This window comes from Nocardia acididurans (genome assembly GCF_016741815.1).
GTDB lineage: Bacteria > Actinomycetota > Actinomycetes > Mycobacteriales > Mycobacteriaceae > Nocardia > Nocardia acididurans.
This window is the reverse complement of the sequence record NZ_JAERRJ010000017.1, coordinates 83,171-101,670: the sequence shown is the minus strand read 5'-3', so window position 1 is coordinate 101,670 and position 18,500 is coordinate 83,171. Positions and strand designations below refer to the sequence as shown.

18 protein-coding genes and 1 tRNA gene are annotated in these 18,500 nt (G+C 66.1%); 11 read left to right on the top strand and 8 right to left on the bottom strand.

Annotated features, from left to right (window positions below):
* Nucleotides 1-63 precede the first annotated feature (63 nt).
* Nucleotides 64-1,023 (top strand): phosphodiesterase, encoded by a 960-nt coding sequence (locus JK358_RS34740; protein ID WP_201956370.1) that lies wholly within the window; start codon nt 64-66, stop codon nt 1,021-1,023.
* 69 nt (nt 1,024-1,092) lie between these two features.
* On the opposite strand, the gene JK358_RS34735 is transcribed toward JK358_RS34740, so the two are convergent.
* The gene (locus tag JK358_RS34735) at nt 1,093-2,523 is read right to left on the bottom strand and encodes a stealth family protein (protein ID WP_307817885.1); all 1,431 of its coding nucleotides are present in this window, start codon (nt 2,521-2,523) and stop codon (nt 1,093-1,095) included.
* A gap of 435 nt (nt 2,524-2,958) precedes the next feature.
* Here JK358_RS34735 and JK358_RS34730 point away from each other — a divergent pair, with 435 nt between their 5' ends.
* Both JK358_RS34730 and JK358_RS34725 read left to right on the top strand, forming a co-directional pair.
* Nucleotides 2,959-3,444 (top strand): hypothetical protein, encoded by a 486-nt coding sequence (locus JK358_RS34730; RefSeq protein WP_201956364.1) that lies wholly within the window; start codon nt 2,959-2,961, stop codon nt 3,442-3,444.
* 160 nt (nt 3,445-3,604) lie between these two features.
* Nucleotides 3,605-4,180, top strand: a complete 576-nt coding sequence (locus JK358_RS34725; RefSeq protein ID WP_201956548.1) for a TerD family protein — start codon at nt 3,605-3,607, stop codon at nt 4,178-4,180.
* A gap of 112 nt (nt 4,181-4,292) precedes the next feature.
* On the opposite strand, the gene JK358_RS34720 is transcribed toward JK358_RS34725, so the two are convergent.
* From JK358_RS34720 to JK358_RS34695, 6 genes are all read right to left on the bottom strand, one after another.
* The gene (locus tag JK358_RS34720; protein ID WP_201956361.1) at nt 4,293-4,994 is read right to left on the bottom strand and encodes a sensor domain-containing protein; all 702 of its coding nucleotides are present in this window, start codon (nt 4,992-4,994) and stop codon (nt 4,293-4,295) included.
* 93 nt (nt 4,995-5,087) lie between these two features.
* A complete protein-coding gene (locus tag JK358_RS34715; protein ID WP_201956359.1) occupies nt 5,088-6,056 on the bottom strand; it encodes an STM3941 family protein in 969 nt (322 codons plus the stop codon).
* 91 nt (nt 6,057-6,147) lie between these two features.
* Complete coding sequence (locus tag JK358_RS34710) at nt 6,148-6,846, bottom strand: nucleoside triphosphate pyrophosphohydrolase (protein WP_232852432.1); 699 nt, start codon at nt 6,844-6,846, stop codon at nt 6,148-6,150.
* A gap of 53 nt (nt 6,847-6,899) precedes the next feature.
* Nucleotides 6,900-10,517: a transcription-repair coupling factor gene (gene mfd, locus JK358_RS34705; protein ID WP_201956356.1), complete on the bottom strand. Its 3,618-nt coding sequence runs from the start codon at nt 10,515-10,517 to the stop codon at nt 6,900-6,902.
* Nucleotides 10,518-10,704: 187 nt separating this feature from the next.
* The gene (locus JK358_RS34700; RefSeq protein WP_201956354.1) at nt 10,705-11,352 is read right to left on the bottom strand and encodes a TetR family transcriptional regulator; all 648 of its coding nucleotides are present in this window, start codon (nt 11,350-11,352) and stop codon (nt 10,705-10,707) included.
* Between the two features lie 202 nt (nt 11,353-11,554).
* Nucleotides 11,555-12,223 carry a TetR/AcrR family transcriptional regulator gene (locus JK358_RS34695; RefSeq protein WP_232852411.1) on the bottom strand — a complete coding sequence of 223 codons (669 nt, stop codon included), beginning with the start codon at nt 12,221-12,223 and terminating at the stop codon, nt 11,555-11,557.
* Nucleotides 12,224-12,411: 188 nt separating this feature from the next.
* Between JK358_RS34695 and JK358_RS34690 the strand changes: the two genes are divergently transcribed.
* The 5 genes from JK358_RS34690 (at nt 12,412) to JK358_RS34670 (ending at nt 16,189) form a co-directional block, all read left to right on the top strand.
* A tRNA-Gln gene (locus JK358_RS34690) sits at nt 12,412-12,482 on the top strand.
* A gap of 107 nt (nt 12,483-12,589) precedes the next feature.
* On the top strand, nt 12,590-14,071 hold the full coding sequence (glmU, locus tag JK358_RS34685; RefSeq protein ID WP_201956350.1) for a bifunctional UDP-N-acetylglucosamine diphosphorylase/glucosamine-1-phosphate N-acetyltransferase GlmU: 1,482 nt from the start codon (nt 12,590-12,592) through the stop codon (nt 14,069-14,071).
* Nucleotides 14,068-15,048, top strand: coding sequence for a ribose-phosphate diphosphokinase (locus JK358_RS34680; protein WP_201956346.1), 981 nt, complete (start codon nt 14,068-14,070; stop codon nt 15,046-15,048). Before glmU ends, JK358_RS34680 begins: the two co-directional genes overlap by 4 nt.
* Before the next feature lie 163 nt (nt 15,049-15,211).
* On the top strand, nt 15,212-15,529 hold the full coding sequence (locus JK358_RS34675) for a hypothetical protein (RefSeq protein WP_232852410.1): 318 nt from the start codon (nt 15,212-15,214) through the stop codon (nt 15,527-15,529).
* A gap of 21 nt (nt 15,530-15,550) precedes the next feature.
* Complete coding sequence (locus tag JK358_RS34670) at nt 15,551-16,189, top strand: DUF2461 domain-containing protein (RefSeq protein ID WP_201956343.1); 639 nt, start codon at nt 15,551-15,553, stop codon at nt 16,187-16,189.
* Here the strand turns inward: JK358_RS34670 and JK358_RS34665 are convergent.
* Nucleotides 16,173-16,634, bottom strand: a complete 462-nt coding sequence (locus tag JK358_RS34665; protein WP_232852409.1) for a hypothetical protein — start codon at nt 16,632-16,634, stop codon at nt 16,173-16,175. The two genes, JK358_RS34670 and JK358_RS34665, sit on opposite strands and share 17 nt — an antisense overlap.
* Nucleotides 16,635-16,779: 145 nt before the next feature.
* Between JK358_RS34665 and JK358_RS34660 the strand changes: the two genes are divergently transcribed.
* From JK358_RS34660 to JK358_RS34650, 3 genes are read left to right on the top strand one after another with little or no spacing between them, the layout of a single operon-like run.
* The gene (locus tag JK358_RS34660; protein WP_201956341.1) at nt 16,780-17,115 is read left to right on the top strand and encodes a hypothetical protein; all 336 of its coding nucleotides are present in this window, start codon (nt 16,780-16,782) and stop codon (nt 17,113-17,115) included.
* A complete protein-coding gene (locus JK358_RS34655) occupies nt 17,096-17,620 on the top strand; it encodes a DUF6879 family protein (protein ID WP_201956338.1) in 525 nt (174 codons plus the stop codon). Before JK358_RS34660 ends, JK358_RS34655 begins: the two co-directional genes overlap by 20 nt.
* A complete protein-coding gene (locus tag JK358_RS34650; RefSeq protein ID WP_201956335.1) occupies nt 17,617-18,447 on the top strand; it encodes a helix-turn-helix domain-containing protein in 831 nt (276 codons plus the stop codon). The genes JK358_RS34655 and JK358_RS34650 overlap by 4 nt, the downstream gene beginning before the upstream one ends.
* Nucleotides 18,448-18,500: the final 53 nt, after the last annotated feature.

Below are 18,500 nucleotides of genomic sequence, written 5' to 3'. Positions count from 1 at the left end.
TTCTTGCGACGGAATCGGCAGAAGGTCCAAGGGCGCACCAACCACACGCCGGGGAGGAACTCCGTGCACATCTCGCGAGTCGCCGAACATCCGAGGGCAGATCATGTCCTGTTCCATTTCAGCGACACCCATCTGATCGCCGCCGACGCCGATCTGTACGGCGCGGTGGACGCCACCGAGCGGCTACGCCTGCTGCTAGGCCAGGCCGAGGCCAGCCGCATCACCCCGACCGCCATCGTCTTCACCGGCGACCTCACCGATCACGGTGAACCGGGCGCCTACCGCAAGCTGCGTGAGCTCGTCGACCCGTGGGCCGAGCGCATCGGCGCACCGGTCGTCTGGGTGGCGGGCAATCACGACGATCGCGCGGCACTGCGCGAAAACCTTGTGGACGAAACGGGTTCCGCCGCACCGTTCGACCGCGTGCACATGATCGACGGGCTGCGCGTCATCGCCCTCGACACCACCGTGCCCGGCCATCACTGGGGTGAGATCAGCGAAGCCCAGCTGGCCTGGCTGCGCTCGGTGCTGGCCGAGCCCGCGCCGTTCGGCACCGTGCTGGCCATGCACCACCCGCCGGTGCCCTGCGTGCAGGATCTGGCGGTCCTGGTCGAGTTGCGCGAGCAGCGCAAGCTCGCCGACGTGCTGGACGGCACCGATGTGGTCGCGATCCTGGCCGGGCACCTGCACCTGTCCACCTTCGCGACCTTCGCGGGCATACCGGTCTCGGTCGCCTCGGCCACCTGCTACACGCAGGACATGGCGGTCGAGGAGGGCGGTCAGCGCGGCCGCGACGGCGCACAGGCCTTCAACTACGTGCACGTGTACCCGGACACCGTGGTGCACTCCATCGTCCCGATCGGCGCGGGACCGACAGTGGGCAAGCCGGCGACGCCGGGGGAAGCCGCTGACCGCCTCGCCGACGCGGGCATCGTCATCCCCCAAGCGAGCCGCATCCCACATTTCCTCCGCCGCCGCACCACAGCCACCGAAGCGGACGGCGAGGCCAAGACGGTGGGTTGAACCGCCCGCGGCGTGAACCGCGGCGGAAACCGCCGGACGAGCACTCGTCCGGACCACACCCGGTGCGCGTCAGGCAGCGCCGGATTCGTAGGCGCTCATGCTGCCCGCCACGGTGTCCGGTTTCTCCCAGGGCGCGGGGTCCGGGAAGTACGTGTCGAGGAACTGGGAGACAGCGCGCACCCGGTCGGTCTCCGGGACCTCCGGGAAGCTGCCGTCGTTGAGGCAGAAGAAGTCGACGTTGCGACGCTTCTCCAGGCCGTCGAGCAGGGCCAGGCCGGTGTAGAGCGTGGTGTCCACGTAGCGCATCTTGGCGGCCTCCTGCGGGACGGCGCGGCCGGTGAGCAGGGCGTAGTAGTGGTAGAGCGAGTTCGTCACGGAAATGTCGGTGGCGGAACGGAATCGGCTGGCGGCGGTGCGGGCGAAGTCCGCGGGGAAGGTCTGCTCCATTTCGCGGAGAACGCTGCGGCGCAGGGGAACCGGAGTGTGCTCGAGGTGGCGGATGATGACGTGCCCGAAGCGTTCGGCCAGCAGGCGGCGGTTCATCCGGGCGGCGTTCTCGAATCCGCTGCGGCGCTCGTTGTTTCCGCCCGGTCCGATGCGGGTGCCCGCCTCGATGTAGCGGCTGATGCCCGACGGGGTGAAGAACATGGACGGGCGCACCGGGCGGGCGAAGAACATGTCGTCGTTGGAGTACAGGAAGTGCTCGGACAGCCCGTCGATGTGCTGGAGCTGGGCTTCGATGGCGTGCGAGTTGAACACCGGCAGACCGCTGACATCCGAGAAGTGGTCCACCGCACGGACGATCGTCACCTTCGGATCGTCGGCGAGCCAGTCGGGGATGCGGGAGTCGGTGCAGATGAAGATGCGCCGGATCCAGGGCGCGTTCTTGTGCACCGAGCGCAGCGCGTAGCGCAGTTCGTCGATCTGGCGGATGCGGGCATCCGCGTCGTCGCCCTCGCCGACCACCACCTGTGCGAGCATTCCCGCACGGCGAGCGCGGAATTCGGGATCGGAGCCGTCCACCCAGGAGAACACGATGTCGATGTCGAAGCCGACGTCGGTAGTGTGCGGGGCGAACATGCCGGCCAGGGTGGGCCAGCTGGCGTCGTACAGCAGCACCGTCGTCATCTCGACATCGGCGATATCGAAGACGTTGCGGGTCAAGGCATTCGGGCGGGGGCACTCCACGGTGTCGCCGTGGTACTCCCACAGTTCGATATCCACGTGGTGCGCCGGGTCCAGATCTCGGCCGAGCCGGAACACATTGTGCTGCTTCTCGTTACAGCTGAAGCCCGCCACCATGGCCGCGCCCAGCACGCGGCGCAGCGCGGATCGGTACACACTGTCCACCGCCAGCACCAGCCGGTGCGACGCATCCCGCACCAGCAGATACGGCACCTCCGCCGCCGCCATCTCACCCCGGAGATGACGCAGGTCGTCCAGCACCGCCGTCGACACCACCAGATTCGCCACCGTCGCCTGCCCCACCATCGCCACCATGTCCGGCCGCTGCCCCGAACCCGAATCCACCATCACCGTCTCCGCTCTCTCTGTGCCGTTCCCACCTCACGTGTCTCAACTGCCACCTACGCGACCGCACCCCGGCGTGCCGCGAAACCTGTTGTGCGCGATGCTGCTGCGTTCGTCTACGCCGGAACTGGGCGGACGATCTTCACCGGACGGTCATCGGCCGGTTACTCGCAAGACCTCGATTGGACGAGGGACTGTAACGAATGATGAGGCCGTAACCGCTTCTCGTCAATCGGTTCACCCGCAGGTCCGGATGTGTTTTCACGTTCGTTACCGACAAGTCGGACTCCGAAGGCGATCCGGGCGGGGGAATTCGGTCGCCAGCGGACCACTGCCACAACGGCATACACTCGTGGCAACACAGTCCAGCCCACTGTGTAATACCCGATCGTGAGGTGACGCAAGATGGTAGCCGAAGCGCGGGAACGTCAGGAGCCCTCGACGCAGGATTCCGACCACCCCTGTCTCACCGTTCTGCCGGAATGGCCTTTGGATACGATCGCGGTCCTGGTCACCACCGATCCGGCGCCACACGCGATCCCCGTCTCCTGGCCCGTACGCGCGGGCGACAGACGTATCCTGCTGAGTCTGAAATTCGATCGCGGGTCATTGGCCCGGCTGCGGGAGCGTCCCGATGTCGCCCTGTTGATCCTGGGCGGCGGCAATGTGGCCCTGTGCGCGCGCGGCAAGGCGCGGGTGATCGCCGATCCCATGCCCGGCGCGGACGACTATGTGGCGGTCGCACTGGACGTGGAGGAGATCGACGATCATCGGCAGTCCGCGTTCGCGGTGGCCGGGGGGATTCGGCGCACTGTGCTCGATCCCACTGAGCTGCGGTATCTGGAATCACGAGTGGCGACGTTGAAAGCCATGGCGGCGGAACGCAACTGACGGTCTCGGACAGGTTCGGCGGACCGAATCGGAATCGGACATTTCGGGCAAATCCCGTGGTACCTACGGTTCCGGGCGAATGTGATCGCACCCGCCGGACCTCCGAATCGACCATAATCTGGAAGGGATGCGGCGTGAAGACGTCGCGGGGAAGGAGATCATGAGCGTCAGCCTGGCCAAGGGCGGAAATGTTTCGCTGTCCAAGCAGGCCCCCAACCTGACCAAGGTCGCGGTGGGACTCGGGTGGGACGTGCGCACCACCACCGGTGCGGACTACGACCTGGATGCGAGCGCACTGGCCTGCGGGTCCAATCAGCGGGTGTTGTCGGACGGCCACTTCATTTTCTACAACAACCTGCGTTCGCCGGAAGGCACCATCGAGCACACCGGTGACAACCTCACCGGCGCCGGCGAGGGTGACGACGAGGTGATCAACGTCGACCTGGCGGCCATGCCGCCGACGATCACCAACATCTTCTTCCCGGTGTCCATCCATGACGCCGAGAACCGGCGGCAGTCCTTCGGTCAGATCCGCAACGCGTACATCCGCGTGGTGGACGCCTTCACCGGCACCGAACTGGCCCGGTTCGACCTGACCGAGGACGCCTCGACCGAAACCGCCATGGTGTTCGGCGAGCTGTACCGGCACGGCGTCGAATGGAAGTTCCGCGCCATCGGCCAGGGGTACGCCTCCGGCCTGGCGGGCATCGCCCGCGACTACGGCGTGAACGTCTGATCATTCGCGGATGACGCGCCACGGGCGCTGCCCACTCGGGAAGGGTCTTCCGATTGGGCAGCGCCCGTTGCTGTTTCTCCGAGCACCCGCCGAAACGGCCGCCCCGGCGGGATCACCGCTGCTTGATCTTGGTGGCGATCTTGTCGGCGATCACCGCGGAGGTCCGGGCATCGGCGTAGGAGCAACTCGACACCTCGATCACCGCATTGCCCATGGTGCGAATGGTGTCCGAGCAGACCCAGGTGCTGCCCTCGGAGGAGACCGTCCAATCCACCGAGAAGGCCGAGGGATCCGAATTGTGCGGCACCTTGGTCACCAGCAGCACGCTGGCCTTGCCGCCGGAATCCTTGGGCGTATTCGTGACATTCTTGCCATCGCACTTCGCCAGCACATCGCGGTACTGGGTGACCAGCGCCTCCGCGGTCAGAAAGCTGTGGAAGGTGGTGACCGTCTGATAGACGGCGTGCTGGTAGCTGTCGCCCGGCTCCTGCAGCGAACGCAGCCGGTACCCCGTCCACTTCTCGCCGTAGGTGTCCAGATCACCGGTGTACATCATGGGCGCGCAGTCGGCCGGGTTGTAGGTGAAGTTCGGCTTGGTCGGCACCGTGTTCTCGAACTTCTGCGTCAAACCCGTTGCAGCGACGATCTTTCCGACCTCATCGGTGGTCAGCATGACATCGGCGATCTTGTCCGGCGTCAGCCGCGGCAGCTTGGCCACGGCCGGATCCGGCGTCGCCGTCCCGCTGATGACCTTGCCGCACCCCGTCACCAGAAACAGCAGAGCCACGCACATGACGGCACTTCGCCCCCGCATTGGTCCTCCTTCGACCGAAATCAGCAGAAGCATAGCGGGCTACACGGCCGCAACGCCCGGCTCGTGACCAGCCTGTGTGCTTCGGAAAGTGGATCACGAAATGCGTTCGCGCATCCAACCCGGAATCTCGTCGCCCGCACGCGGATAGGCCTTGAGCTCGCGGCGGCATTCCTCGGCGTCGGGAGTGGGCAGCCAGTCGGGCACCTCGGTGAAGGACACCTCGAACTTCACCTGATCCACGCCCGCCTTGACCGCGATCTGCCCGCTCAGCCAGGTGCCGGTCATCTGGTCGTAGCAGATGTCCTTGTACCGGTTGAGCAGCGTGAGAATCTCCTCCGACGGGGTCAGATCCTCGACCTCGTCCGCGGCCGTCTGCACTTGCAACCCGGCATGCCCGTCATCGCCGATGAGCGCGAACCACATGACCGCGAACTGCCAACCGGCGGGCAGGATATCGGTGAGCGCGGCCCGCAGGGCCGTCTCCACCATCGCGCGATCGGCCGAACGGCGTTGCGCGGGAGCCGATTCGGTGGTTTCACCGGAACTGATCACCAGCGTCGGACAGTGCTCGGCCATGGCCTCCACCACCTCGGGCACCGGCACCGCCAGCCGCTCCGGCACGATGTAGAGCGGCTGATCCATCGCGCGCTTGGCGCGCACATCACCCAAAGCCACCACGCGGGAACGGAATTCCCCCGGATCGCGCAGCACCACCTCGGCGAACCGCTCCTCGCGGCCCTTCCCGCGTAGTCGGCCGATGCGCGTGCGCACCCGCTCCACCTCCGACCAGGTGATATGCGGATAGCCCAGGTAGGTGAAGCCCTCGTCGGTGATGATGAGCGTCGGCCGCGGGCGGAACAGCTCGTCCACCATGGCGATCACGCCGATGCCGAAGAGCAGCATGGCGAAACCGCCCAGCAGCCGCCACACCAGCGGTTCCGCGCCGTCGAACACCAGGAACGCGGGTAGCGCCGCCATCATCAGACAGAACGCTAGCGCGCCGATCGCTCCCGATTTCGACGGGTAGTACTCGGTCCTCGCCTCGCGTCCTGCCTCGTGCACACCGAAGACGCTAGCCCAAAGTGGGCCGAGGCAACACTGCCGCAATTCGCCCTCGCCATTCGGGCTGCTCTCAGCCGGAACGGCGAGGCGGTCAGCTGCGCGGCCAGTAGCGCCGCCACTCGTCCCCGGTGAGGCGCAGCCGTTCACCGCGCTCGGCTTCGGCGGCGTCCTCGGCGGCGCGGACGGCGGCGGCGAAGTCGAGAGTGGCCTTGCGCAGGCGCTCTTCGGCACTGCCCGGACCACCGAGATGGATCACGCGCAGCTCCTCGGGGACGAGCTCCTCGGGGAGCCCGGCCTGGCCGCTGCGGGAGCGGACCTTCTCCGCCAGCGCCAGCGCGGGCTGAGCCATGGCGATGCCGTCCAGACAGGAGCGGCGCGCCTTCTCCGCGGATTTGCGTTCCTCCCAGGCGCGTTCCTGCGCGGCGATCTTCTCCTCGGCGGTGGCGTCCACGCCGATGGACTCGTCGAGCAGGTGCGGGCTGCGATGCACCAGCTTGCCGACCAGGGTGGCGGCCACGTCGGCGACGGTGAATTCGCCTGCGGCCTCGGCGATCCGGGAGTGGAAGAGCACCTGCAGCAGCAGATCGCCCAGCTCCTCCCGGATGGTCTCGGCATCGGCGGCCTGAATGGCGTCGAGCAGCTCGTAGGTTTCCTCGAGCAGATAGGGCCGCAGCGAGTCGTGCGTCTGGGTGACCTCCCAGCCGCCGAAACTCCACAGCCGGTCCATCACCTCGACGGCCTCCCCGAGCGCCTCGGTCATGCGCGCGGTGTCGGCGAGGGTCTCGGCCATCCGGACGGTCTTGTCGAGCGCCGCGGTGAGGGGATCCGGCTCGGCTGCGGTGCTCATCGGACCGCGCTCACCTCGGTTTCGACTCGAACATCCACCGCGCCGGGGGCTTTGCCGTCCAGGGCGAGGAGGAGGTCGGCGACGAACTGCAGCAGCTGCACATCGCGGACGCGGGCCGCGCCGACGCTGTCCTCCACCCGCGGGAGCGGGAGCTGCACGATGCCGGTGGCGGCGCGGTAGGTGGCGTTGGGGTAGAGACGCTTGAGGCGCAGCTGCTTGGAGTCGGGCAGTTGCAGCGGGGAGACCTTCAATGTGGTTCCGGTGACACCGATTTCGGTGAGGCCGTACTCGCGGGCCAGCAGCCGGAGTTTGGCCACCGAGACCAGGCGGCCCACCTCCACCGGGAGCGGGCCGTAGCGGTCGACGAACTCCTCCACCACGCCGGCCAGCGCCGAATCATCCTGTGCCGTGGCCAGTTTGCGGTAGCCCTCCAGGCGCAGGCGGTCGGAGGCGATGTAGTCGGGCGGGATGTGCGCGTCGACCGGGAGATCGATGCGGACCTCCTTGGCCTCCTCGTCCACCGTGATGGGCTTGCCGTCGGCCGCGGCGCGGTAGGCCTCGACGGCCTCGCCGACCAGGCGCACGTACAGGTCGAAGCCGACACCGGCCACATGGCCGGACTGTTCCGCGCCGAGCACATTGCCCGCACCGCGGATTTCGAGATCCTTCATGGCGACGGCCATACCCGCGCCCAGATCGGAGTTCTGCGAAATCGTGGCCAAGCGGTCGTACGCCGTTTCGGTGAGCGGCTTCTCGGGCGGGTACAGGAAATACGCGTAACCGCGCTCGCGGCTCCGGCCGACACGACCGCGCAGCTGGTGCAGCTGCGACAGGCCCAGCGCGTCGGCGCGCTCCACGATCAGCGTATTGGCGTTGGAGATGTCGAGGCCGGTCTCGATGATGGTGGTGCACACCAGCACATCGAATTCCCGCTCCCAGAAGCCCTGCACGGTCTTCTCCAGGGTGTCCTCGTTCATCTGGCCGTGCGCGACCACCACCCGCGCCTCCGGCACCAGCTCGCGAATCCGCTTGGCCGCCTTGTCGATCGAGGCCACCCGGTTGTGCACGTAGAACACCTGGCCGTCGCGTAGCAGCTCGCGGCGCACGGCCGCGGCGACCTGCTTGTCGTTGTAGGCGCCCACGTAGGTGAGGATCGGATGCCGTTCCTCGGGCGGGGTGAGGATGGTCGACATCTCGCGGATGCCCGCCAGGCTCATCTCCAGGGTGCGCGGAATCGGCGTGGCGGACATGGTGAGCACGTCCACGTGCGTGCGCAGCGCCTTGATGTGCTCCTTGTGCTCGACGCCGAAGCGCTGCTCCTCGTCGACGATGACCAGGCCGAGATCCTTCCAGCGCACGCCGGTCTGGATGAGGCGGTGCGTGCCGACCACGATGTCCACCTCACCGGCGGCCATGCCCTCGAGGATCTCGCGGGATTCGGCGGCGTCTGTGAAGCGGGACAGGCCCTTCACGGTGACCGGGAAGCCGGCCATGCGCTCGGTGAAGGTCTGCAGATGCTGTTGTGCCAGCAGGGTTGTCGGCACCAGCACCACGACCTGCTTGCCGTCCTGTACGGCCTTGAAGGCGGCGCGCACGGCGATCTCGGTCTTGCCGTAGCCGACGTCGCCGCAGACCACGCGGTCCATCGGGACGGGCTTCTCCATATCCGCCTTCACCTCGGCGATGGCGGAGAGCTGGTCGGCCGTCTCGGTGAACGCGAAGGCGTCCTCCATCTCCTGCTGCCACGGCGTGTCGGGGCCGAAGGCGTGACCGGGGGCGGCCTGGCGGGCGGCGTAGAGCTGCACGAGTTCGGTGGCGATCTCGCGAACGGCCTTGCGCGCCTTGCGTTTCGTATTCGCCCAGTCGGAGCCGCCGAGTTTGGACAGGCTCGGCATCTCACCGCCGACATAGCGGGAGAGCTGGTCGAGGGAGTCCATGGGCACGAACAGGCGGTCGCCGGGCTGCCCGCGCTTGCTCGGCGCGTACTCGATGACCAGGTATTCGCGGCGCGCGCCACCCACGGTGCGCTCGATCATCTCCACGAAGCGGCCGATGCCGTGCTGATCGTGCACCACCATGTCCCCGGCGGACAGGGCCAGCGGGTCGACCTGGTTGCGGCGGCGGGCGGGCAGCTTCTTGCCCTCGCCGGGCGCGGTGACGCGGTTGCCCGTGAGATCGGATTCGGCGATCACCACGAGCTTGGCGTCGTCGAAGACGATGCCGTCGTGCAGGGAACCGCACAGCACGCCGACCAGTCCGCGCACCGGTTCCGCACCGGCGTCCAGGGCCGCCGCGGGCACCTCGGCGTCGGCGAGCCGTTCCAGAATGCGTTGCGCCGTACCGTGTCCCGCCACCACGATGACCGCGCGGCCGCCGGTGGCGACATGCGCGCGCAGCGACGCGAAGAGGGTGGCGACCAGTTCCTCGGAGCCGCGCGCGGACGGCGCGGAGAGCACCGGCAGCGGGATCTCGTTCGGATCGTCGGCGGCCAGCGGACTCAGCGTCCACCACGGCAGGCCGCGCTTCTCGGCGTCGGCGTGCACCACATCGAGCCCGCGATAGGCCGAGGCCCCGAGGTCGAGGCCGTGCGCGCCCAGCGGCGCGGCCCCGCCGAAGGAGGCCGCCGTCCAGGACGCCTCCAGGAATTCCTGCCCGGTGCGCACCAGATCGGCGGCACGGGTGCGGACCTTCTCCGGATCACACAGCAGCACATGGGTTTCCGCGGGCAGCGCGTCGACGAGCAGTTGCAGCTCACCCGGCTGCAGCACGGGCAGCAGCGCCTCCATGCCCTCGACCGCGACCCCCTGCGCGATCTTCTCCAGCATCTCCACCAGGGCGGCGTCGGCCGGATTCTCGGCGGCCACCCGGGCGGCCGTTTCGCGAAGTTCGTTGGTGAGCAGCAGTTCCCGGCACGGCTGGGCCACCACCAGTTCCACCGGCACCTCGGCGATAGAGCGTTGATCGGCGATGGAGAAGGCGCGCAACTCGGACACCTCGTCGCCCCAGAACTCCACGCGCACCGGATGATCGGCGGTGGACGGGAACAGGTCGAGAATGCCGCCGCGCACGGCGAACTCACCGCGCTTGCCGACCATGTCGACCCGTTCGTAGGCGAATTCCACCAGCCGCGTGAGCAATTCGTCGAAATCGTGTTCGGCCCCGACGCGCAGCACGATGGGTTCGATATCGCCCAGACCCTGTGCCATGGGCTGCATGAGCGAGCGCACCGTGGTGACCACGACCCGCAGCGGCTCCGCGTACACGCCGTCTTCCGGATGGGCCAGTCGGCGCAGCACCTGCAGGCGCTTGCCGATGGTGTCCGCGCCCGGCGACAGTCGCTCGTGCGGCAGCGTCTCCCAGGACGGGAACAGCGCGACGGTGTCGCCGAGGATCTCGGTGAGCTCGACCGTCAGATCGTCGGCCTCGCGCCCGGTGGCCGTCACCACGACCAGTGGCCGCTGCTCGGCAATGGTCGCGGCCACGAACGGCCGCACGGCCGAGGGCGCGACCAGCATGGCCGTATCCCGCCCGATCAGGCTTTTCACCTGCTGAAGAGCGGTATCGGCACCGGCCACCGCGGCCAGTCCCGCCAAAGGTGGGCGATTGGTCGACATTGGGCAGACTCCTGGGCACAGGTCAGGTGTTCAGAACGGCCAACCGAGTCTATAAGCCCGAACTGACAGCTTCGTTCACCGCCATTGCTTCGCGCATCCCACGCCCGGAACCGACCGAAAGCAGGACGCGCGCAAATGAGACACCGGCTCTCAAAAGAGACACCGGGGCCGAATCGATGTGAAGTTACTACTGCACGTAGCGGCGGAGCCTACGTGCGGCGAATTCCCGGAAGTACGCGACCTTTTCGTCCGGGACGATGGACGGGAGCAGGAAGAACCAGGCCCGTTCCATGCGCGTGGCCATCTGGTCGATGGACTCGGTGGAGACCGCGACGATATGGACGCCCGTGGTCATCTCCTGCAGGAGCAGGCCGATGGTTTCCGGGTCGAGATCATGCTTCAAATCGCCCTGGGCAATGGCGCGTTCGGCGAGCAAACGGTGCGTTTCGCCCCAGGTTTTGGCGATGTTGTCGCCGGCCGCGCCCCGGTAGTCACCGATCTGGTGGGTGAGTTTGAGCATGGCCCCGACCATGGGATCGTTCATGGTCAGATCCGCCACCACGTAGGTGATCCCGATACACGCCTCGAGCGCGGGCACGCGCGGATCGAAGAAACCCTGGCAGGCGCTGATCAGTCGCTCGTTGCCCTGATCGACGACCGCGCGGGCCAGTTCTTCCTTGGATCCGAAGTGAAAGTACAAGGCGCCCTTGGTCACATTGGACTGCGCGATGATCTCGGACAGGCTCGCGTTCGCGTAGCCAAGTCGCAGAAAGACATCGGCTGCGCCCGCGAGCACGGAATCGCGAGTGATCTCCGCACGCGCTTGCCTAGCCATCAGATCCGCCTGTCATCAAACCAGCCATCCTGAAGTAGACCGCCATCCCGAAGTAGACCGACACCACAGTTCGAACAGCACACGTAGGATGGGTGAACCGTACCATCCGACGGCAGGATGCCAGCCGATTCGAGCATTCGACCCGTCCTCCATCGCAATTCATTGGCTAACTGTCCAGTTCCGGCCCCATCCGCCGAATATTTCAGACCGTTGGGTTCGATAGCCCTTTGCCGCTGGGCCATTCGGACGCCAACTCGGGCTCCGGCTCCAGATGCGTGAGCCCGTTCCAGCACAGATTCACCAGATGCGCGGCCACCACTTCCTTGGACGGCTGCCGCTCGTCGAGCCACCAGGTCGCCGCTGTCGCAACCATTCCCACCAGGGCTTGGGCGTACAGCGTGGTGAGCTCGGTATTGAAACCACGCCGCTCGAAATCCCCGGCGAGGATGTGCGCGACCTGATTCACCGCCTCGTTCAGCAGGCTCGAGTACGTGCCCTCCGCCGCGGACACCGGCTGATCGCGCATGAGGATGCGGAAGCCGTCGGTGCGCTCCTCCATATAGGTGAGCAACGCCAGCGCCACCTGTTCCAGCCGCACCCGGGAACGGTTCTGCGTCAGCGACGTTCGGATCATCTCGAGCAGCGTGGACATCTCGCGATCCACCACGACCGCGTACAAACCCTCCTTGCCCCCGAAGTGTTCGTACACGACCGGTTTGGACACCTGCGCCCGCTGCGCGATCTCCTCGATCGAGGTCGCGTCGTAGCCCCGCTCCGCGAACAGCGCGCGCCCGATCTCGATCAATTGCTGCCGGCGCTGCGTGCCGGTCATACGCTGCCGGACCCCCCGCTGTGGCTCACCCGAAGCCATCGTCCCGCCTCCCTGCGTATCTCCCGACTGTCCCCACAACTGTTCCAGACACTTGACCTGGAAGCCGCATCACCCCGCCGTCGAACATGTGCGGGCATAAGAATCGCGTTTCGGCGGCCTAGTATGCGAGTATCTAGGCGCATGCCAATGATGTAAGCCGCGCGTACCGTACGGTCCGCTGGCGTCGATCCGCCGTAGTGTAATGGCAGCACCACTGATTTTGGTTCAGTTAGTCCAGGTTCGAGTCCTGGCGGCGGAGCTCGCGAGCAGGGGCACTATCGTTGCCCCGGCACATAGCTGACGCAGCACAACTGTGGCCCAGCACAACCAGCACTCAGCACGATGACGCGCAGCCGAGGGAGATCCATGCCACAGCAGACCGCCGTCGTCGTTCTCGCCGCCGGAGCCGGAACCCGAATGCGGTCCAAGACCCCCAAGGTGTTGCACCCGCTGGCCGGCCGCAGCATGCTCGCGCACGCGCTGCATGCGGCGAACGAGATCGACCCCGCGTATCTGATCACCGTCGTCGGACACGACCGCGAAGCCGTCGGCACCGCGGTCGGCAAGGAAGCCGCCGAACTGGGTCGCGAGATCACCCTGGCGGTCCAGGAGGAACAGCGCGGCACCGGGCACGCCGTGCAGTGCGCGCTCACCGCGGTACCCGAGGACTTCAGCGGCGATCTGCTGGTCACCTACGCGGATGTGCCTCTGCTGGACGGGCATACGCTCACCGCCCTGCTCGACGAGCACCGCAGTTACGCCGACAAATCGGCCGTCACCGTGCTCACCTTCGAGCCCGAGGATCCCAACGGCTACGGGCGCATCGTGCGTGACGCCGAGGGCCATGTCATGGAGATCGTCGAGCACGCCGACGCCACTCCGGAACAGGCCGGAATCACCGAAGTCAATTCCGGCGTCTACGTTTTCGACGCCGCGGTGCTGCGCGTCATGATCGGGCGCATCGACACCGCCAATGCCCGCCACGAGCTGTACCTCACCGATGTGCTGAAGCTGGCGCGCGAGGCCGGTCACCCGGTTCACGGTGCGCGCCTGGTGGATTCGGCCAAGGTGACCGGCGTCAACGACCGCGTGCAGCTGGCCGACGCGGGGCGCACGCTCAACCGGTACATCGTCGAGCGGCACATGCGCTCCGGTGTGACCATCATCGATCCGGCCACCACGTGGATCGACGGCGGCGTGGTCATCGAACGCGACGCGATCATCCGGCCGAACGTGCAGCTGCTGGGCGACACGGTGATCGGTGAGGACGCCGAGATCGGCCCCGACTGCACGCTCACCGATGTGACGGTCGGCGCGGGCGCGAAGGTGATCCGCACGCACGGCGAGAAGTCCAGCATCGGTCCGGGCGCGAACGTCGGCCCGTTCGCGTATCTGCGGCCCGGCACTCAGCTCGGCGAATCCGGGAAGATCGGCACCTTCGTCGAGACCAAGAACGCCACCATCGGGGCCAAGTCCAAGGTCCCGCATCTCACGTATGTCGGCGACGCCACCATCGGCGAGTCCAGCAACATCGGCGCGTCGAGCGTGTTCGTCAACTACGACGGGGTGCACAAGCACCACACCGTGGTCGGCTCCCATGTGCGAACGGGAAGCGACAATATGTTTGTCGCACCGGTAACGGTGGGTGACGGCGCGTATACCGCAGCAGGTACTGTGCTGCGTAGAAATGTTCCGCCGGGGGCTCTCGCGGTGTCGGGCGGAGCGCAGCGCAATATCGACGGCTGGGTGCAGCGCAAGCGACCCGGCACCGCTGCCGCCAAGGCAGCCGAATCAGCCTTAGCGGCTACCGAGCAGACCAACGAGCAAAAGGATGGCGAACGTCCGTGACCGCGTTCTCTACCGACAACCAGAAGAACCTGATGCTGTTCTCCGGACGCGCTCATCCAGAGCTCGCCGAGGCGGTGGCCAAGGAACTCAACGTCCACGTCACCCCGCAGACCGCGCGCGACTTCGCCAACGGTGAGACCTTCGTCCGGTTCGAGGAATCGGTTCGCGGCTCCGACGCCTTCGTGCTCCAGTCCTTCCCGGCCCCGCTGAACCAGTGGGTCATGGAACACCTGATCATGATCGACGCTTTGAAGCGCGGCTCGGCCAAGCGCATCACCTCGGTGCTGCCCTTCTACCCCTACGCCCGCCAGGACAAGAAGCACCGCGGCCGCGAGCCCATCTCCGCTCGCCTCATCGCCGACCTGCTCAAGACCGCCGGCGTCGACCGCATCATCACCGTCGACCTGCACACCGATCAGATCCAGGGCTTCTTCGACGGCCCGGTCGATCACATGCACGCGCAGGTGCAGCTGGTCGAGCACATCCGCAACAACTACCCGCTCGACAACATCACCGTCGTGTCCCCGGACGCGGGCCGCGTGAAGGTCGCCGAGAAGTGGGCCAACAACCTCGGTGACGCGCCGCTGGCGTTCATCCACAAGACCCGCGACCCGCTGGTGCCCAACCAGATCGTCGCGAACCGCGTGGTCGGTGAGGTCGAGGGCCGCACCTGCATCCTGATCGACGACATGATCGACACCGGTGGCACCATCGCCGGCGCGGTCAAGGTGCTCAAGGAAGCCGGCGCGGTCGACGTGGTCATCGCCGCCACCCACGGCATCCTGTCGGCCCCGGCCTCCGAGCGCCTGGCCAACTGCGGCGCCAAGGAGGTCGTGGTGACCAACACCCTGCCGATCGAGGAAGCCAAGAAGTTCCCGACGCTGACCGTTCTCTCCATCGCCCCGCTGCTGGCGCAGACCATCCGCGAGGTGTTCGAAAACGGCTCCGTCACCGGCCTTTTCAACGGCAGCGCGTAGTCCGACACCGATTAGCCGCACGAACGCCCCTTCCGGTTCGGGAGGGGCGTTTTGCTGTGAAAAAGGCAGCAATCTAGTGCCGGGCCGGGGTACGGCGGTAGCGTTGAAGCCGAACTCAGCGGTTAGCTACGGGTGCGCTGCAGCGCGGAGAGGTGGTTTCGTCATGGCCGATCGAAGCGGCGACAACGACGACCAGCTGATGGACGAGGTCTTCGACACCGACGATATCGAGAACCTCGACTACGACCTCGGCGACGACGACCAGGAAGACGAGATCCGCGAGTACGAGCGCTACATCGCCGACCCGCCCGCGGACCTGGTCATCCGCAACCGCGAGAACGACGACACCGGCCGCCTCGGCATCGCCGCCGAACTCGACCAGGAATGGACTCGCCGCCGCGGCCGCGAGGAACGCAAGGACGAAGACGACCGCCCCGCCGAACTGGCGGCCATGGACATCGTCGACGACATCGGCGAATAACCGGTTCCCTATAGTTCATCCATGCCGAAGTTCACCGGTTTCCCCCTGACTGGACTCGACTTCTACGAAGACCTGGAAGCCGACAACAGCAAAGCCTTCTGGAACGCCAACAAGAAGGTCTGGGAGGAGTCCGTCCGCGACCCCCTGCAGGCGTTGGTCGCCGACCTGGAACCGGACTTCGGCCCCGCCAAGATCTTCCGCCCGTACCGCGACGTCCGCTTCTCGAAAGACAAGTCCCCCTACAAAACCCACCAGGGCGCGGTGATCCACACCGCCTCCACCTCCGGCTGGTACGTCCACATCAGCGCCGCCGGCCTCTTCGTAGCAGGCGGCCTCTACGCCGCCTCCCCCGCCCAACTGGCCGCCCTCCGCACCGCCATCGACGACGATGTGCGCGGGCCCGAACTGGAAACCATTCTTGCCCAGCTGATTTCGTCCGGCTACACCATCGGCGGCGACAAACTCGCCACCAAACCCAAGGGATTCGCGATCGACCACCCCCGCATCGATCTCCTCCGTCACAAATCCCTCACCGCCGGAAAAGAATTCGGCTCCCCCACCTGGCTCCCCACCCCCCGCGCCGCCGCAGAAGTCCGCGCCGCCTGGGAACAACTCCGCCCCCTACAAGAATTCCTGGCAGCGGTCACCGACCAGAAGTAACCCCCTCCGGCGACACCGTCACCACATCCACCCGTCGCACCAACTCCCCCGGTATCACCCCACCCACGAAATGCTCCACGCTCGGCACCACAACAGCCTCCGCCGCAAGCCGAGTCACCTGCGCCCGCAACCGAGCCAACGGCGGCCGCCCGAACCGCGGGTCATAAACCACCATATCCGCGAAGTCGTACCCCAACCGCTCCGCCACCTTCCGTATCTGCGCCTGATCCCAAAGCTGCCCCACCCCCGACACATCCGTCCGCAGATACCCGAGACACGTTGGCCTGTACCGCATTCCTTCCCCCTGCCGTTCCTCGCCACGGTCGCACTCGTCGCGTCGACCGATATGTTCCAGATAGACGCCGGACCCATCGGCCTGGTCTCCGTAGGAGTTGATCTCCAGCAGACCGCCGGGGAACTCAAAGAGCCTTGTATGCCAACTCATCAACCGAGAATATGAATAGGTGCATCGCATCTACCAGCGATTTGCAGATGTTTGCAGCAATCGCCTCCGAACCATTGACCGGACCTGTGGTTCCGGATCACCCTCAGATACAGGTTTTCGACAACTCCGACTGTGAGGTCCGGTCATGCTGCTTCGCCTTCTTGGAGTAGATACACGCAACGGCGGTTCGCCGACCCTGTATGCCTCCGACAGAGACACCTACGTGGTACTGGGTTGGGAAGTCCCAGAACGAAACTCCCGCCACATCGAGATCCCTCATCGATTGCTGTCCTACCTCGAGCGTGGAACCTGCCTCGGTACGCTGCTCCGAGATACCGGACACGGGACGTTCTTCCTCGAAGGCGAACCCCTGACCGATCCGGCCGCGCTGAACACGATCGGCGCACCGGCCGGAGAGCGCAGTATCGAGGTGCCGATCGGAAAGGAGGTTCGCCCGGACGATGCAACTACTCACCGTTGAAGAGCAAGAGCGACTGTTCAGGGAATGCCGGTCTCGGGCATTCCATCTGGAGGTGCAGGACGACTACGCGGTCGAGGACGAAGCCGAGGCTTTGGCGAGGTTCCTGCGGACCGGCGAGTTCGAGTACGACCCTGCGTGGCGGCACTGGGATGACCTGATGCGAGAGGTCACCGACTCGGGACGGCAGGTACAAAGGGTCCGGGTGGTGACCGAACCTCACACCGACTACACGAGGTTCTTGTTGGCCACGACAGGGACGAATCTCGATTCCGGAGAGGACATCCGCTGGCTTCCAAGGCATTTGATCAACGCAGATAACCTGACAGCCGATGACTGGTGGTTGTTCGACGACGACGTCGTGGCATTCACAGCCTTCCGCGTGGACGGCACTCTGGGAGGATTCGCGGTCACTCGCGACCCGCGAATCAGCGAATACTGCCGAAGCGTCCGCGACGAGGTGTGGGTTCTGGCGACACCGCACGTGGAATACCACATCGCACAGTGAGCAACGTCCAGCAAGCACGAGAAACACTGGGTGCGCGGCTGCGTGAGCTGCGCAAACAGGCCGGCCTGACGGGCCGGGCGCTGGCCGAGCTCGCGGGCTGGCAGAACTCGAAGGTTTCCAGATATGAACATGGCCGGCAGACACCGACCGAGCAGGACATCCGCACATGGTGTGAACTGACGAACTCTGCGCACGAAGTCACCGACTTGATCGCCTCGGTCCGGAGTGTCGAAGCGGCCTGGCTGGAATGGAAACGAATCCAGTCACACAACGCTCAGAAGAAGATCGCGCGGACCGAAGCTGAATCCCGATGGATCCGTGGCTACGACCCAGACCTTATACCCGGACTCCTGCAAACCAGGGACTATGCGACAGCAGTCCTGCGGGAGTGCATCGAGTTCATCGGTAGCCCGGATGATCTCGCGGCAGCCGTCGCCGTCCGCATGGAGCGTCAACGCGTCCTCCGAAAGGGGACAAGGCGATTCCACTTCGTCATCGCCGAACAAGCCCTGTACACAACTGTCGGGTCCGGCAACATCATGACCGGTCAGCTCGAATACCTTGCAACACAGGTTCGTTCGTCCCGAGTCGGCGTGGGAATAGTGCCGCGAACGGCACACTTCAAAGCCCCAGCGACCAACTTCCTGATGTACGACACCAGCCAGGTCCAAGTTGAGACCGTAAGCGCCGAACTCACCATCACCCAACCCCGTGAGATAGCGCTGTACGAAAAGGCGTTCCACACCCTCGCGAGACAGTCCGTCAGAGGCGAATCGGCGCATGCCCTGATTCAGCAGGCGATCCACACACGGAGATCCGCACACTGATTGCCGACGACGTGGTGAGGTAGCCGGTCGAGGGGACTCGACCACCGCCGTGG